Origin of the sequence: Haloplanus ruber, from assembly GCF_024494725.1 — an archaeon.
In the GTDB taxonomy this organism is placed as follows: domain Archaea; phylum Halobacteriota; class Halobacteria; order Halobacteriales; family Haloferacaceae; genus Haloplanus; species Haloplanus ruber.
This window is the reverse complement of the sequence record NZ_JANHDK010000004.1, coordinates 242,652-257,771: the sequence shown is the minus strand read 5'-3', so window position 1 is coordinate 257,771 and position 15,120 is coordinate 242,652. Positions and strand designations below refer to the sequence as shown.

The following is a 15,120-nucleotide window of genomic DNA, read 5'->3' as shown; positions in this document are numbered from 1 at the left end:
GACGCAATTTTCGCGAATACACATCGATAGAGGGGTGCGTGGAAGCAGAGCGCGCGACCAACACATCGATAGCGGTGCGTGTGCTGCGAAGCAGACGAACGATGATCAAGTTCGAAGCGCATCGAAACGGGCGCTGCTCTGCCGTCAGTCAGCGGATCGATCCGCAAAAGTGGTCGATTCAAGACCACCGATTTCTGCCGCGAGAGTCGATACTATGCTCGAATACACATCGATAGAGGTGTGTGACGCGCGTCTGACGCAGCAGGCCTCACGAGCGCAACACACGGAACAGGTACAGTATGAGACGCGGTAACATCCGGCCGATACACATCGATAGAGGGGTGCCGCCCGTACGATACGGGACGTGGAGCGGTCCGCGCTCAGGTCTCGTTTCGGATCTGCGCGTTCACAACCGATTCGACTTCCTCCTGTGAGACCATATCGATCCGGGAGTCCTCGCGAAGCGTCTCAAGAATTGTCTCGGGACGTTCGCCGAACTGGAACTCAAGGAACATCCCGGAACTGGGACCGTGGCTGCGGCGCTCGAAGTCGACCAGCGAGTACGTCGTTAATTCCTTCATTTTGTTGACGTACGTCTCCTGGTGATACTGATCGGCGTCGATGGAGTCGGTGAGAAACTGATACACGCGATAGCCGGTCGTACTGCGAGCCGTGCCGTTATTCGTCTCCGCGGCAACGGCGCCAGTCGCGTAGAGACAGAGTTTCTTCTGTGTACTGATACCACGAACCACTTCGAGAACGCGATTTTTCTCGACTTTGTCTTGCGCTGCACGCACGTGCTCTTCGCGAACGCGTTCATCACCTTCGCGTTCGGCGAGTTCGCCGGCGACACGCATCAGGTCGATCGCTTTTCGTGCATCGCCGTGCGTTTGCGCGGCAAACGCCGCTGCGAGCGGAATCACGTCGCCGTCCAAGACGTCGTCGTGGAACGCATCCCGCCGTCGGCGAAGAATCGACTGGAGTTGGTTCGCATCGTAGTCGTCGAAGTGGACATCCTCGGGAGTGAACGAACTCAACGCGCGACTTCCGACGGACTCCATCATACGAGCGTCGTTCGAGATGGCAACGACAGAGATGTAGGCGGTCAGTTCGTCGTTGGCTCCCGCTCGGGAGAGTTGGTAGAGCAGTCGCGAAAACGCCGGGTCCTGTTTATCACGACGTCCCACCAGCATATCGAGTTCGTCGAGGACGAACACGACGGAATCGAAGTTCTCGTTGACGATTCGATAGAGTTCGTCCCACTTTTCCTTGGTCGCGACGCCGTGTTTTGGAACGTCAATGTCGACACCTGCTTCGTCAGCGGCCTGGCTCGCCAGTTCGTAGACAGCAACGCCCAGTGTGTCGAGATCTTGGCAGTTGACCTCGATCGTCCCAAACTGAATGTCCCGTGTCTCACAGATCCGGCTGATGTTGTGGCAAACGGCCTTCGTAATAAGGGACTTGCCCGTTCCGGATGGCCCGTAGAGAAAGAGGTTCGGCGGGCGGTTATCGCCGAGCGCCACCCGCAGCATCTTCGTCACTTCCTGGAGTTGTTCGTCGCGGCCGACGATCCGGTCCTCTTCGACTACGTAGTTCGGGTCGAGGAGGGACCGGTCGCGGATCAGTCCCTCTTGCTCGTCGAACTCGAGTAACATGTCCTCGATGGACTGGGACGTCTCCTCGTCGGATTCCGTGGTTGACGAGGTGGTAGAATCCGGTTCTGAATCTGAGGAACCCGACGCGAGATCGACCTGCGTCGTCTCGTCATCCGTGGACGAGTCGTCTCCCCCCACCTCAGGATCAAATGAAGAGTTCTCGGAATCCTCGGCACCCATGCCGGGAACCATACAGTCCGACGACAAAAATCTTCCCCACCCCTATCGAAGTGTGATCCGTGGAATCAGTCGATTCTTCCGGGAAATATCGCGGCTTCGACTGGAAGTCGACGATGACAGCGGAAACGACTGACGAAGTGTTCCACAAGGTTAACGCGAACCACCGAACAGACACACCCCTCTATCGATGTGTTCACGCCCTCGAGAGGGTGGGGGGTGAGAAGACTTCGTTGACGCAAGCACGAGACCAAATACGCACGATTCCCCAGAAATCGCGCAGGAGGGAGCCACAAACGCCGTCACCGAGAACCCGGCTTCGCCTTCTTCTTCTAGCTTTCTAGACTAGCCACTCACACACCCCTCTATCGATGTGTTCGATGTGTTCAGTCGAGCCGTGATCCTGTCCGTCTCTCTCGTCAGAATTCGGGGTGTGTGAGCGGCACCGTATTCTGTCGTTCCCTCGTCCTACGAGCCTTGTGGCGGTGGTTTTCCAGCTGATAGTTGTCTGGTCGTCCTCGGTGACCTCTATCTCTCCCTGTCAGCATATGCGCCGAACACATCGATAGAGGGGTGTGTCTGTCTTCTCGATGACCGGCGGAAAGGGCTCGCGTGTGTCACTCATCCCACTGTCCCCGACGAAACACGTCTCAGCGTTCCAATCTCTGTCGAGTTGACTACGTAGAGTACGGAATGTTACCGACTCCACGTTGACACTCCCGCCCGCTTGAGGTGGCAGGTCCCGCCACCCGATCAGTTGAACACGGGGTGGCTTCACGAACGACGTCGAGGAGGCGGGCTTTCTGAGTGCTCACGCTCAGAGTGGCGGTCAGACCGAACACATCGATAGAGGGGTGTGTTTGGGTTGGCTGTGAAGATTACCCCACAAAACGAAATATTCTGCTCTGTGGGGTAACTCGGGTTAGAGTCCATCAAAAGATCCGTCGAGCGCCGAAAGCGTCGTCAACTGTGTTTCCGTGGGTTCCCGACGAATCTCCGACTCGTCCCAGCCCATCGGCGACAGCACACTTTCGACAGCTCTGACGACCCCCGTCTCGTAGTACGACGGATCGTACGACCTGATCTCCCCGTGAGCCAACGCAACCCGTTCTCGTGAACGCTTCTCGTCGTTGACGATCACGTACTCCTTTGGATCGTAAGTATCCCGCCAGTTCGGGACCTTGTCGGTGTTGAACTCTCGGACCGCGTGGAGTAACCCTTGATCACCCCATTCGATGGCCCTCATTGAAATCCTCAGTAAGTGATACACTTCCGCAGTCGTGCTGAATACAGAGATTCTATCCAACAGCTACTCGGCTCAAAGGCCGCAACAATTATACTACAAATATGCACACTAGCGTCTAAGAACTGTTGTAGGGATTACTTAACACGCAACCAAAGAGTAGAATACCTGTCAATTAACCAGGTCCATATTCGATATGTCCACTAGACTGGCTGTAATGTATAACACATGTTTGTAGAACACTTTGTCTGGATCACACCGTTGGCTGGAGGTTCTGGGCCTGAGTGGGGATTTTGGCCGACACTGTTTGGTGGGATTATGGCGGCTCTGGCAGCACGAGAAGGCATAATTATCGGGGTCAAAAATATGAAAGACTTCTGGGAAATAGTAACCACCGATACACTGGCAATCGATGAGGCTACTGCAGCCGGAGAACTGGTTCAGATTCGAGGACGTGTTCGGCCAACACAGCCCGATAATACGTTCACATCACCAATACTAAATGAAGAGTGTGTAGCCTACGAGTATAATATCGAAAAGTACGGAGTTAACATTAAGAAAGTACTCCCGAGTAACGATAGCGAACCCGTTGAATCTGGCAGTAAATACAGTTCATTCATTATCTCTGATGGGAGCGGCGAAGTTTTTGTTGATCCTGGCAAGGACAATCTATCACTAAATACGACGACTGAGACACTCTCCACTAAAAAAGAACAGACTGCTGATAAAAGGATTGAGGTGGAACCGACATCGTATAAATTGGCGTTAGGCGATTCCACGAAACCTGTCGATCTAACTGAAGGGACGGTCAGTGTTGGCGAGGAAATCACAGTTATTGGGAAGACTGCTCCGGTACCGGAGGAAACGATCACAGATGCGGATGCGGTTATGACTCCTGAAGAAGGTAATTTGAGGCTGATGGATGGCGACCCCCAGAACATCGCGAAGACGAAAGCCCGTCAGGGAACGTTTGCGTTGATATTAGCGTCAGGTTTCAGCTTTTTTGCAATATTTATTTTTCGAGATGCTATTCTCACCATAGTGTAATGGGGGCAAATAGGGGGTTGACAATTAGTTTTTATGAATCCGACAAGATCGACCCTGCTGACGTAGAAGTGCCAATAACTTCATCAGGTGATGCAATGTCGTTCGACGTGTGTATCTCTATTCCCTAGATGAGACCGACCGAAAGCGGACTCTCGGCGACGGCAAGGCAAGCGTCTGTTGAAGTGCCTGTTGTCTGTCGCAAATAATCGACCCGTCGGTTGGTTCACCGGCTCGGATGGTCTCAGTATCGGAATTAGCGACGAAATACACGAGAGTGACCCCCGGCTGCATAGACTGTTCCGTCACTCACTGCCGGCGCTGTTAAGTATTGACCGCGAACAGGAGACCCGGGTTGAGGATCACAAGAAACGGCTTGAGCAACTTGAGGCCGTAGTGAAAAAAGCGAAGACGAATAAAAATGGCTGTCAAGCCGGCCACGACTGGAAACGCTCAGATTGGCTGTCAAGCCGGCCACGACTGAAAACGCTCAGATTGCCTAGTATAGCGGATCTATTCAGCAATGAAGTTGACGACGCCGACCTCGAACCGCACCCCGCCCTCAGGGCTCTCCATGAGCTCGATATTCCATCTATGTGACATGACGATTTGGCTGATGCTCGCCAAGCCGATTCCGTCTCCACTGCTTTTTGTTGAATACCCTAGGCTGAATACTTGATCCCGCTCGTTCTCAGGGATCCCAGGCCCGTCATCTTCAATAAACAATCCGTCGTCGGTTCCGCCGACTCGAACCGTGACAGCGTCGCCTCCGTGTTCAAGAGAGTTTGAGAACAGGTTTTCGAGCAGTCGTTGGAGTGCATTGTGGTCGGCGTCGACAGTGAGGTCATCACACACGTGAAGAGAGGCATCGTCCGTTGCCGAGACTGTATTCCAAGCGTCCTCCGCGACCGATTCGATATCGACTGGTTCCGTCTCGTCGATAACCTCTCCAGTCCGGAGCACCTCAGCTAGGTTCTCGCGGAGTTCGTCGGCCCGCTTAATAGCGTCTAACGCTCGCTTCATCTGTTCAGTATGGCCGGTTTCGATCGCGAGTTCGGCTTGACCACGAGCCGTTGCTAGCGGTGTCTGTAGGTCGTGAGAGATTGCACTCGCCAGTTCATCGAATCGTTCGTTTTGTCGCTGTAAACGACGCTCTCGTTCCTTCTGTTCGGTGATATCGTTGGCGACACCGAACATGGCTACGGGATCGTCCGGATCGGTCTTGTTTCCGATATCGTAGACGGGGGTCTTCGAGGAGAGAAAAATACGTTCTTCACCGCCGACGACGATTCGCTCTTCCTTTAGGACGGGGTCACCAGTCTCGATGACCTTCTGGTCGTTGCGACGCACTTCCGCCGCCATCTCCGTGGGAAACAGATCGGCGTCCGTTTGACCTCGTACTTCTGTATCCTTCAGCCCGAACAGCTCTCTCCAACCGTGGTTCACTAGCAGGTACTCTCCATCCCGGTTTTTCATAAACAGTGGTGTCGTCGTGTTCTCGAGGATCGCTTCCAGTCGCCTTTCATGGACAACTTGTTCAGTGACGTCTGTGATGGCAAAGACGACCTTCTTGACGTTGCCGTCGTCGTCAAAAACTGGTGCCCCATTTACTAGGACTATTTTTTTGCTTCCGTCTGGCCATTCGATGGTGTGACGGACGTCATAGAGAGGTTCGCCGGTATCAACGACCCGTCGGAACGGTAATTCATTGTCCGGCATTCGACTACCGTCCAGATCTCTGATGTTCCATTCTGGATCGTTGTATTTCCGGTCGGTCACGTTGTCGGGGTCTAGTCCGAGCACCTCCTCTGCGCGCTCGTTGGCGAAAACAAACTCGCCGGACAGGTTAAGCTGGACGATACACGCAGGTGCCGTCTTGAACACCTGCTCAAGCCGATGACGACGTCGCTCGCTCCTGCGTTCCTCCTCTTTGCGTTCAGTAATATCCTGAAACTGAGAGAAGATCGCGACGACTTCACCGGCGTCGTCGGTCACGACACGGTTGTGCCATTCGCAGATGATGTGCTCGCCGTTCTCACGGACGTTCTCGTTGATACTGTAATATCCCCCTTGATCCCGGAGGAGTGACGAGACGACCTCGTCAACGTCTTCGAGATCGCTCTTCGGTACAATCCTTTCCCACGAGTGCCCGGTCAGGTCCTCTGCGTCGTACCCGAGTATGCTCTCTGCCGCATTGTTCACTCGTGAAATATTGAAGTTGTCGTCCCACTTGATTACTCCAAGAGGAGATTGATCAAAAAATAGACTGAGACGTTTTTCGCTGTCGGCTAGTTTGGTCTGGGCGCGGTACTTTTCGACGGCGTTCTTGATCCGGTTTGCCAACACGTCGTACTGACTAGTCCCGCTTTGCTTCTGGAGATACCCCGTGACGCCCACAGAGATTGCCTCGCTAGCGATCTCTTCGCTTCCCTTTCCAGTGTATAAGATAAACGGGAGATCCGGGTACTCCTTGCGGACCGTGTTGAGGAATTCGATCCCATTCTGCCCGGGCATATCGTAGTCGGAGACGATACAATCGTAGTCGGTGCTGGCCAGTCGATCTAGGCCATCGCTAGCGCTCGTCGCCGTCTCGACGGAGAATCTGCCGTCTTTGCGCTTAAGCATATCGGCGGTTAACTCCCCAAAGTCCTCCTCATCATCGACATGGAGAACAGGGATTTCTCCCAAATCACTCATATGCATCGTATTGTCCAATTCAATATAAACCATCGTCCAGAAACCCGAGATGGTTGCGCGGCGACCGGGCTTTCGACGGGACGAGGAGACCATTCTGGCGGTCGATTTGGGCGACATCGACCGCGTCACCCTTGCCCGGCAGGTGTGCCAGCTGTCGAACTATCCAGTCGGGGATCTCCCCTGCTTCAACGTCGACTTCTCGCGAGAGTTCCGGTACTGTCTGGAGACCGGCATCAATCCGACGCCGGCGAGTGAGCTGTCGACGCTCCGGCTCAGCGTCCCAGTGATCGAGACGAGCAACGATACCGATGGTGAGCTGTCCATCGCCGGCGACACCGTCACCGGCTCGCCAACGGATATCCTGACTGCCGTCTAGGGAGTAATCGACCCGCATGATCCGGACGTCGTTGTCTGTTCAACGAGCGAAATCATCCCAACTCTCCACGAGATGGCGATGGATGCCGGCGTCGACGACGTCTCGCTGAGTCGGCGGCCGGACGTGGACTACCAGCAGCTTGCGAGCCGGTCGACGTACTCGAGTTACGGTCGCGTTGGTCACTCTCCGGCGCGTACGACGGCACGACCGCGCCGGAGCCCGACCCGTTAAGCCGACGCGCGGTCATAGATCAAACGAGTCTTAATGCTCGGCTACCCCTGTATGAACCACACTCTTCGGGAGCGCGACCCGCCGCTGCGGTGTAACCGGGACATGCGGAAGGCGACGTTCGCGGAGCGAGGCTTGCCGTACGCCTCGGAATTAGCGCTCCAGAACGTCGAAGACCTCCACGAGATTCTCGCGTGGAACGCCGACCACGGGATCCGATTCTATCGGTGTACCTCGACGCTCGTCCCGTGGAACTCGCAGTTCGACCTCACGGACCTCCCGGACTACGAGGCCATCCGCGCGGTCGCCGAGCGGTGTGGCGAGTTGATCGAACGCGAGGGAATGCGCCTGACATTCCACCCGGACTACTGGTGTCGGCTCGCGAGCGACAGCGCCGATACCCGCGCGAACTCGGTCGAGGCGGTTGAGTACCACGCCGACTGGCTCGACTTGATAGGGCTCGACCGCTCTCCATACTACGGGATCAACGTCCACATCGGCGCGACCTACGGGGACAAGGCCGCCACAGCCGAGCGGTTCCGCGACGCCGTCGATACACTCTCACCCGGCGCACGCGCCCGGCTAACTGTTGAGAACGACGACAAGGAGAGCCTCTGGAGCGTCCCCGAACTCGTTGACGCTCTCAGCGGAACCGGCGTACCTGTGCTCTTCGACTATCACCATCACGCGTTCACCGATCGGGGGCTGACCTACCGCGAGGCATTCGACCTCGCCACTGAGACGTGGGGCGACGTCCGCCCAGCGACGCACTACTCCGAGTCGGCGCGTCTCCACGGCGCTGACGCGCGCCCGCAGGCCCACGCCGAGTTCCCGGGGCGCGTGCCGACGTGGCTCCGCGAGCGCTCCGATGTGATGATCGAGGCCGACGGCAAGGAACAGGCGGTGTTCGGCGTGCGGGACAACTACTAAACAGCAGAGTGGCACATGGGCAGAATGGGTTGAGTTCTCGTCGCACCTACAACAACAGTTCTGTCCACCCGGCGACGCCGTCGAGGGCTGCCGGGACTGCGATTTCGATGGTATGAGGGGTCCGTAAGTCGCGTTGATACATGAACAACTGCATACCTTCTTTGGGGATGTAACTACGAGTAACAGTTGAACCCACTCTGTTTGGTCGACTCACTGTGGGGAAAATCGCAACGCCCCGTCACTCAGTCGGAGTCCACGTCGGACGCCGAAAACGATGCCAACGACGCCTGTTCGTTGACATCTGTCCTGGAGGACTGCTCGCGTTTCTCTAGGGGTTGTGACCGCGAGGACAGCGACGCCCGGCGAGCGATCTCTGGGTTCTCTAGCGCGGCGAGCGCATCCGGTTTGAGCCGCTCGTATTTCGCCATGGCGCGCTCGCGGGCGGCCTCGTACTCGACGACCGGGTACGGGTAGTCTTCGCCGATGACGACGCCGGACTCCTCTTGGATGTGGATCGGCGTCTTCTCGGGCCGGTCGAGGTGCTCGATGGGTAGCGGGCGGAGCTCGGGGACGTACCGTTTGATATACTCCCCTTCGTGGCCGTTGTCCCGGACCTGCTTGATCGGGTTGTAGACCCGCATCAGATTCGTCCCGACAGTGCCCGCCTGTGACTGCCACTGCGTGTAGTTGATCGCCGGGTCCGAGTCGATGAGATGGTAGTGGTAGAAGTCCGCACCGATGCGCCAGGGTTGCTGGAAGAGGTCGGCGAAGACGCTCGCACACATCGCGCGCATCCGGAAATTGAGCCACCCGGTCTCGGTGAGACACCGCATTGAGGCGTCCACCATCGGGAAGCCCGTCTCTCCGCGTTTCCACGCTGTGACCAGTTCGGGGTCGTGACTCTGTTCGCGGGTCCCCTGCATCACCGGGTTGACCGCCTCAGTCATCCACCCGCTCCAGTCCTCGAGTTTCTGGTGGTAATGTTTGTTCCAGAACAGCCGCGAGACGAACATCTCTTTACCGGCACCGTCGGGCGCGTTTTCCTGAACGTACTGATACACCTCTCGGACCGAGAGCGACCCGAACCGCAGGAACGGCGAGAGCTGGCTCGTTCCGGTCCGGGCGTCGGTCGGCGCGGAAATGTTTCCGGGATAGGCGCCAATTTTCTCGACGAACTCCCGGAGCTTCCGAACGCCGGGGCCCCGCCCGCCGTCGGGGACGTTCGACTTTGTCGGCTCGATATCGTACCCGTCCTCAATCGCCTCGATCGTAACCTGCTCCTCGAGCGACCGAAAGGCGACTGTCTCGGGGTCCCATGTCGGCGGCTCGGCCTCGAACCACGTCTCGACGTGGTCACTCCAGTCCTCGCGGGTCCACGTCTGATTCCTGACGAGTCCGTCGCCGTCGACGAACACCGTATCACACCGCGCTGCGGCACGGTCGTCGCGTTCCGCGCCGTAGGACGCTGTGGGGTCGGCGGTCGCGACGACGTCCCACCCGGAATCGTGGAGCCCGGCGAGGACCTCAACCGCGTCGCCGTGGGCGAAGCTGAGAGTCCCCCCGATCGCCTCGTAGAGACGCCGGAGGCTTTCGAGAGACTCGTGTAGAACCTGGATTCGGGCGTCACACGCAAGCCCATTGGGACCGTAGAAAGCGGGGTCGAAGATGAACACCGGCAACACCGTGTCGTACTCTCGGGCGGCGTAGGCGAGCGCGGGGTGGTCGGTCACCCTCAGGTTGCGGCGGTGCCAGAGCACACACCCCGTTCCGCCGGGCGGGGCGGTAGCGGCCGCGGACGCTGGAACGGTCGGTATCGCCGGTGTGGACACGATAGTTCGTAGTGCCGCTATCGCAAAAACGGTTCCCGTCCGGTGGGGTTTTCCACTCCGGTGACAGACGAGATTCCTTCATTCGGAATCACACGCGCCCCGCCGGGGCCGTCGGCGAGGCGCGGCTCTCGACTGGTCTCAGCTTGGTCACCGTCACCGGGGGCCGTCGCCGGTTCTGCCATGTCGGTCGTGCGTCCCGCACTCGATTATTGGGGCCACTCCCCCGTTGATGCGCCTCGTCGAACACAGCCTCGTCGCGCACCGCGACCGGTTCTAGGCGACTCCCGACGACATCGATGCCTCCGATGGCGACGGTGGTCGACACCGCGACCGACATCGAACCCTGAGCCTATTTGGGGGTCGACGACTGTCGTGGATTGCCGCTCGAAACGACGGGCTTCAGCGTTGCGATTGCGTGGTGGGCCGTGATATCACACCTGTTGTGCGAGGGGACACGCAATCGCCGTCCGCTTATATTCCTAGTCGGAGTAAAAGCACACGATGGCTGACGATCCACTCTTCGATACATTCGAACTGAAGGGTCACACCCTCGACAATCGCATCGGCCTCGCACCGATGACGCGCACGAGTGCGACCGATGAAGGCCGTGCGACCGACCGGATGGCCCGCTATTACGCCTCCTTTGCCCGCGGAGGCTTCTCGTTTCTGGTCACCGAGGGCATCCACCCGGACGCAACCCACAGCCAGGGCTACCTAAACCAACCCGGCCTCGCTACTGACGAGCAGGCGGCGGCCTGGGAACGCGTCGTCGACGCTGTCCACGAGGAGGGGAGCCCGATCTTCGCGCAACTCATGCACGCCGGCGCGCAAGCGCAGGGCAATCGCTACGGCTACGATCCGGTCGCCCCCTCGGCCTACCGCCCGCCGGGCGAGATGTCCGAGTTGTACGGCGGGTCCGGCGCATTCCCGGAGGCCGACGCGCTCGATGCTGACGGTCTCGCAGACGTGAAAGAGGACTTCGTGGCTGCCGCTGAACGCGCGGCTGACGCCAGCTTCGATGGCATCGAGGTCCACGCGGCCAACGGCTATCTCCTCCACGAGTTCGTCGACCCGCTGGTCAACGACCGTGACGACGAGTACGGCGGCTCGCCGGCGAACCGGGCGCGATTCCCCGCCGAGGTGACGGCGGCTATCGACGAGGCGACGCCGGATTCGTTCGTCGTCGGCGTGCGCACCTCGCAGGCGGCCGTCACCGACGAGGAGCGGGTCTGGCCGGACGGTGAGGCGACCGCCGCCGCACTCTTCAGCGCGCTCTCAAACGCCGGGGCCGACTACGTCCACGTCACCGGCGGCGATGCAACCGCCGCGGAGGTCCCAGACACCGATCACACTCTGGCGGAACTTGCGACCGAGCACGTCGACGACGATGTCGCCGTAATCGCCAACGGAAGTCTCGGCGACCCAGAGAACGCGCGGGCGGCACTCGCGGACGGCTCCGACCTGATAACGCTCGGGACCGGGGCGCTCGCCAATCACGACTGGCCCAACCGTGTTCGGGCGGGTGAACCGCTCGACGATCTGGACCCGAGTATCGTCTTCGAGCCCGACGCCTCGCTTAGCGACGCCGAGATCCCTGGCGACGATTGACTGCCTCGAGGTGAGGGCGGCCGACACGTATCAGCCCTGACTCCCGCAGGCGTCGTCGCCACCGCTTCGACTAGCCGCCCCGAGGTTCGGTCACCGATCCCGTACACCGAACTCGCTGAGCCGAGTGCTACGCCACGAACGCCGCGCAAAAATATCTTGACCGCTCGGCGGAGGGTGACCCTCACGAAGCCCACCGTTAGCGAAACGTCCAATATCGAGAGTGCAGAAGCGTAGGATGTGTCTGTAGACAGAACGTTTGTCGGCACTGTTCTGTTTGGGGTTCTCATACTGAGCGTCTACAGCGTTCTGCCGGGGGTGGCCGGGGGGCTCTTCGCAACGGTGATAGGGGCGACCGCGACGATCCGCGGGGCTAGAGATATGAGCGACTGGTGGAGATTGTCGACTATCGACTCAGTATCACTCGGTGAATCTGTCGCGACCGACGGGTTAGTTCGGGTCGACGGAACCGTTCGCCCGCCTCGGTCGGGGGACACCCTCGTCTCACCGATCCGGGGAGAGGAGTGTGTGGCATACGAGTATAATATCTACCACCAGATCCAGGGGACCGGGGACCCTTCTATCGATGCTGGCATCCGATACAGTCCGTTCATCGTCGCCGATGGGACGACGGAGATATACGTCGACCCCACCGAGGAGAGTCTCTCACTAGACCACGAGACGGATACAGTCACGGGCGATGACCTACTGGAGCGGGTGGACGAAGCGAGACTCGATCTGGAGTCGTCAGATCATACGGACTCCGGATTGCTCACGAGTCGCATCGAGCTGGTAGAGGGAACACTCGGTGTCGGGGAACAGGTACACGTCGTCGGGGAAGCGAGCACAGCGCCACAGCGCGCAGCCGGAGGTGCAGATGCGGTCATGACATCGGAGGGGAGACACCTGATCGTGGCGAACGATGAGCCGCGAAGTGCCGCGTTGCGAACGGGCGCTCGAGGACTCTTCCTGTTGGTTCTTGGCATCGGACTCAGTATTATGGGCCTGGGCGCTCTCGTGGCCAATATCGGCAGTGTAGTGGAGATATTACACTTCGTCGGGAGGACGTGATCGACCGAAAAGCGTCCCCTCGCGAGAAGCGTGCCCCCGCCTCCGTACGTTCTACCCGACCGACCACCTGCCGGTTCCCGGTGACATCGTCGACGTGATGGCCTCCACTCGGAGCCTGGCGGGTTTGGATTGGGTGCGCAGCTGCGTGCGGCTCCTACGATCTCGGAAGGAAGTTTGGCCGAGCGCTTCGGGTCGCCATCGTGAAGCGACGCTCGGACCCGTCGTCTGTGGCCCCATCGCTCAGGAGCTGTCGTCGCTGTGTTCTATCCCCAATTCGATCGTGTTTCGTGCCTTTGAGAGGAGATACGGATAATCCTCGGTAAATGTCGATCCCTGGAGCCGATTGGCTGGTCCGGCTATGTTCAATGCTCCGAGGACGTTTCCATCGGTGTTGAGAATCGGCACAGCGACGCCATTTATGCCTTCGATATGCTCTTCGCGGTTGAACGCTACTCCCTCCGCGCGAACCTGCTCCAGTTCCTCGTCTAGTTGTTCTCTGGTCGTTATCGTCCGGTCTGTCGTCTCCGGAAGGCCATGGCGTTCGATTATTTCGTCGACTCGTTTCTCAGGCAAGTACGCTAGCATCGCCTTTCCGAGGGCTCGATTGTGGAGTGTGGCGGTGCGACCAATCGGTGCGTCGATATCGAGTGCACTCCCATTACTTGACTTATGAAGGTAGACGCCGAGCCCTCGTTCCTCGATGGACAGTATCACCAATTCGTTCGTCTTGCTACCCAGTTTACCGATCTCTTCTTTCGCGGCTCTAAAAAGGGGAATACGTCGACGGGCCTGGATGCCGATCCCCAGCAGTTTCGTGTCAAGTTTGTACTTCAAGCCTTCTTTTATCACGAAATCGTTTCGCAACAGCGTGTTCAGGTGGTAATGTGCCGTACTCTTCGCGATATCGAGGTGATCGGCGACCTCGGTGACACCGACGGTACCGTGTTTATCGAGCAATGAGATGATCTCCAGAAGAGTAGAATCCGAACCGCGTTGGTCGGCAACGTCACTCATTTGTGTATTGAGTGAGGTCGAAGATGGGGATACAGAGACCAGACGCGAACTGTTTCGTGATGTCCACGGCCTGTTCGCGACGGCGACGCATCTCTACGCTGCCGCCGGCCTTGACCTCCAGATCACTATGCGGCTTCCGGACGTCGATCAGCTTCGGCGTGACTCGATCCGACTCCGCGACTTCACGCAGTTCTTCCGGCATACGATCCCGAAATCGGACGGGTACGGTACTCACAACGCCTATCGAAACCTGATCGAAGATCGCGAACCCAAACTCAAGCGTCGGATGAGCGTGGAGTTCGATCCCACCGAACCGCTTGCCGATCTGGTCGCCGACTGGATAATCGTCGGCCCTGACGCGTCGACGCTCCAGCCCGATCTTCACGGTGCGCTCGAGGCTGCAGACGACGACGTCCGCGAATCGGTTGCCCAGGGGAACGAGGAAACGTTCGGACTTTCGGTCCCAGTCCATGTGTCGAACACCTACGCCGGCATTCGGGCCGTTCTTGAGGCCCATTTTGAACGGGCTTCCAGGCGAGTTCGGAGTTCCGAGAGCTCACCCACGTGCTCCAGTCCGTACTGGCGACCGACGATCGAGGGGCGAGCCCCTACGATGTCGCGACTGTCTGTCTCCACCTCGCGGCAGCCACTCACGACGGCGATACCGTTGCGGTTGCGGACCTAGAACACGGCCTCGCACAACTGCCAGCGGACCGTCTCATCCCGACGCTCCCGCCATCAGCTCGTCGTCTCCTCCAGACGATTCTCGCGGCGAGCGACCCGCTTTCCACGAGCCAACTCGTCGACGAAGCCGGCGTATCCCAGCGCTCCTACGACCGGCATCGTGAACTCCTCACCGCGATTGGCTTCCTTGATCAAGACGACGAGGGGCTCTGGATATCTCAACTGATCCCGTGGTGGTCTCCCTTTTCGACGCCCGTTCCGACGCCAGGAACCCCTGATACTACTGAGGAGGCTCTGGTTTCGATCCGAGAGGATCTTGACGATGATCCGGCTAACGCAGCACCGACAGCTCAGTCCCAGGCATCGACAAGACGGGATGACCGAATGGCCCCAATTGTCCGCGCACATTTTGATGCTGTAGAAGCAACGGAATCGTCCAGACCAGCGAGCGTTCAGATCGGACCACTTCCCCCCGGAGCTGACGAAACCCAATCAACGCTGAGGGCGCGAATTCTATTTCATCCCCCTTCTTTCGAGATGTGAACTCACTCCAAATGGGTGGAAGGG

The 15,120-nt window shown here is 58.6% G+C and carries 9 protein-coding genes and 2 pseudogenes; 5 read left to right on the top strand and 6 right to left on the bottom strand.

Annotated elements, in window-relative coordinates:
* Positions 1-380: 380 nt before the first annotated feature.
* Positions 381-1,835, bottom strand: coding sequence for an orc1/cdc6 family replication initiation protein (locus NO878_RS14210; protein ID WP_379823273.1), 1,455 nt, complete (start codon positions 1,833-1,835; stop codon positions 381-383).
* 919 nt (positions 1,836-2,754) lie between these two features.
* Positions 2,755-2,979 (bottom strand): annotated as a pseudogene (locus tag NO878_RS14205) (type B DNA-directed DNA polymerase); the annotation flags it as partial.
* 324 nt (positions 2,980-3,303) lie between these two features.
* Between NO878_RS14205 and NO878_RS14200 the strand changes: the two are divergent.
* Positions 3,304-4,122: a GIDE domain-containing protein gene (locus NO878_RS14200; RefSeq protein ID WP_256406625.1), complete on the top strand. Its 819-nt coding sequence runs from the start codon at positions 3,304-3,306 to the stop codon at positions 4,120-4,122.
* A 510-nt stretch (positions 4,123-4,632) separates the two neighbouring features.
* Here the strand turns inward: NO878_RS14200 and NO878_RS14195 are convergent.
* Complete coding sequence (locus NO878_RS14195) at positions 4,633-6,816, bottom strand: hybrid sensor histidine kinase/response regulator (RefSeq protein ID WP_256406624.1); 2,184 nt, start codon at positions 6,814-6,816, stop codon at positions 4,633-4,635.
* A gap of 49 nt (positions 6,817-6,865) precedes the next feature.
* Between NO878_RS14195 and NO878_RS14190 the strand changes: the two are divergent.
* Both NO878_RS14190 and uvsE read left to right on the top strand, forming a co-directional pair.
* Positions 6,866-7,387, top strand: a pseudogene (locus NO878_RS14190) (type B DNA-directed DNA polymerase); the annotation flags it as partial.
* Between the two features lie 69 nt (positions 7,388-7,456).
* A complete protein-coding gene (gene uvsE / locus NO878_RS14185; RefSeq protein ID WP_256406623.1) occupies positions 7,457-8,350 on the top strand; it encodes a UV DNA damage repair endonuclease UvsE in 894 nt (297 codons plus the stop codon).
* 242 nt (positions 8,351-8,592) lie between these two features.
* Here the strand turns inward: uvsE and NO878_RS17205 are convergent, their stop codons facing one another.
* Complete coding sequence (locus NO878_RS17205) at positions 8,593-10,179, bottom strand: FAD-binding domain-containing protein (RefSeq protein WP_256406622.1); 1,587 nt, start codon at positions 10,177-10,179, stop codon at positions 8,593-8,595.
* 501 nt (positions 10,180-10,680) lie between these two features.
* On the opposite strand from NO878_RS17205, the gene NO878_RS14175 reads away from it, so the two are divergent.
* Together NO878_RS14175 and NO878_RS14170 are read left to right on the top strand one after the other, a co-directional pair.
* The gene (locus NO878_RS14175; protein ID WP_256406621.1) at positions 10,681-11,787 is read left to right on the top strand and encodes an NADH:flavin oxidoreductase; all 1,107 of its coding nucleotides are present in this window, start codon (positions 10,681-10,683) and stop codon (positions 11,785-11,787) included.
* A 237-nt stretch (positions 11,788-12,024) separates the two neighbouring features.
* A complete protein-coding gene (locus NO878_RS14170) occupies positions 12,025-12,855 on the top strand; it encodes a hypothetical protein (protein ID WP_256406620.1) in 831 nt (276 codons plus the stop codon).
* A gap of 240 nt (positions 12,856-13,095) precedes the next feature.
* Here NO878_RS14170 and NO878_RS14165 read toward each other — a convergent pair whose 3' ends face one another.
* The gene (locus tag NO878_RS14165; RefSeq protein ID WP_256406619.1) at positions 13,096-13,869 is read right to left on the bottom strand and encodes an IclR family transcriptional regulator; all 774 of its coding nucleotides are present in this window, start codon (positions 13,867-13,869) and stop codon (positions 13,096-13,098) included.
* Complete coding sequence (locus NO878_RS14160; protein WP_256406618.1) at positions 13,862-14,341, bottom strand: hypothetical protein; 480 nt, start codon at positions 14,339-14,341, stop codon at positions 13,862-13,864. Before NO878_RS14160 ends, NO878_RS14165 begins: the two co-directional genes overlap by 8 nt.
* Positions 14,342-15,120: the final 779 nt, after the last annotated feature.

Bases quoted from the DNA above. Each gene is read 5' to 3' on its own strand.
- NO878_RS14175 (WP_256406621.1), top strand. From the start codon at position 10,681: ATGGCTGACGATCCACTCTTCGATACATTCGAACTGAAGGGTCACACC.
- NO878_RS14195 (WP_256406624.1), bottom strand. From the start codon at position 6,816: ATGAGTGATTTGGGAGAAATCCCTGTTCTCCATGTCGATGATGAGGAG.
- NO878_RS14210 (WP_379823273.1), bottom strand. From the start codon at position 1,835: ATGGGTGCCGAGGATTCCGAGAACTCTTCATTTGATCCTGAGGTGGGG.
- NO878_RS14160 (WP_256406618.1), bottom strand. From the start codon at position 14,341: ATGGACTGGGACCGAAAGTCCGAACGTTTCCTCGTTCCCCTGGGCAAC.
- uvsE (WP_256406623.1), top strand. From the start codon at position 7,457: ATGCTCGGCTACCCCTGTATGAACCACACTCTTCGGGAGCGCGACCCG.
- NO878_RS14200 (WP_256406625.1), top strand. From the start codon at position 3,304: ATGTTTGTAGAACACTTTGTCTGGATCACACCGTTGGCTGGAGGTTCT.
- NO878_RS14165 (WP_256406619.1), bottom strand. From the start codon at position 13,869: ATGAGTGACGTTGCCGACCAACGCGGTTCGGATTCTACTCTTCTGGAG.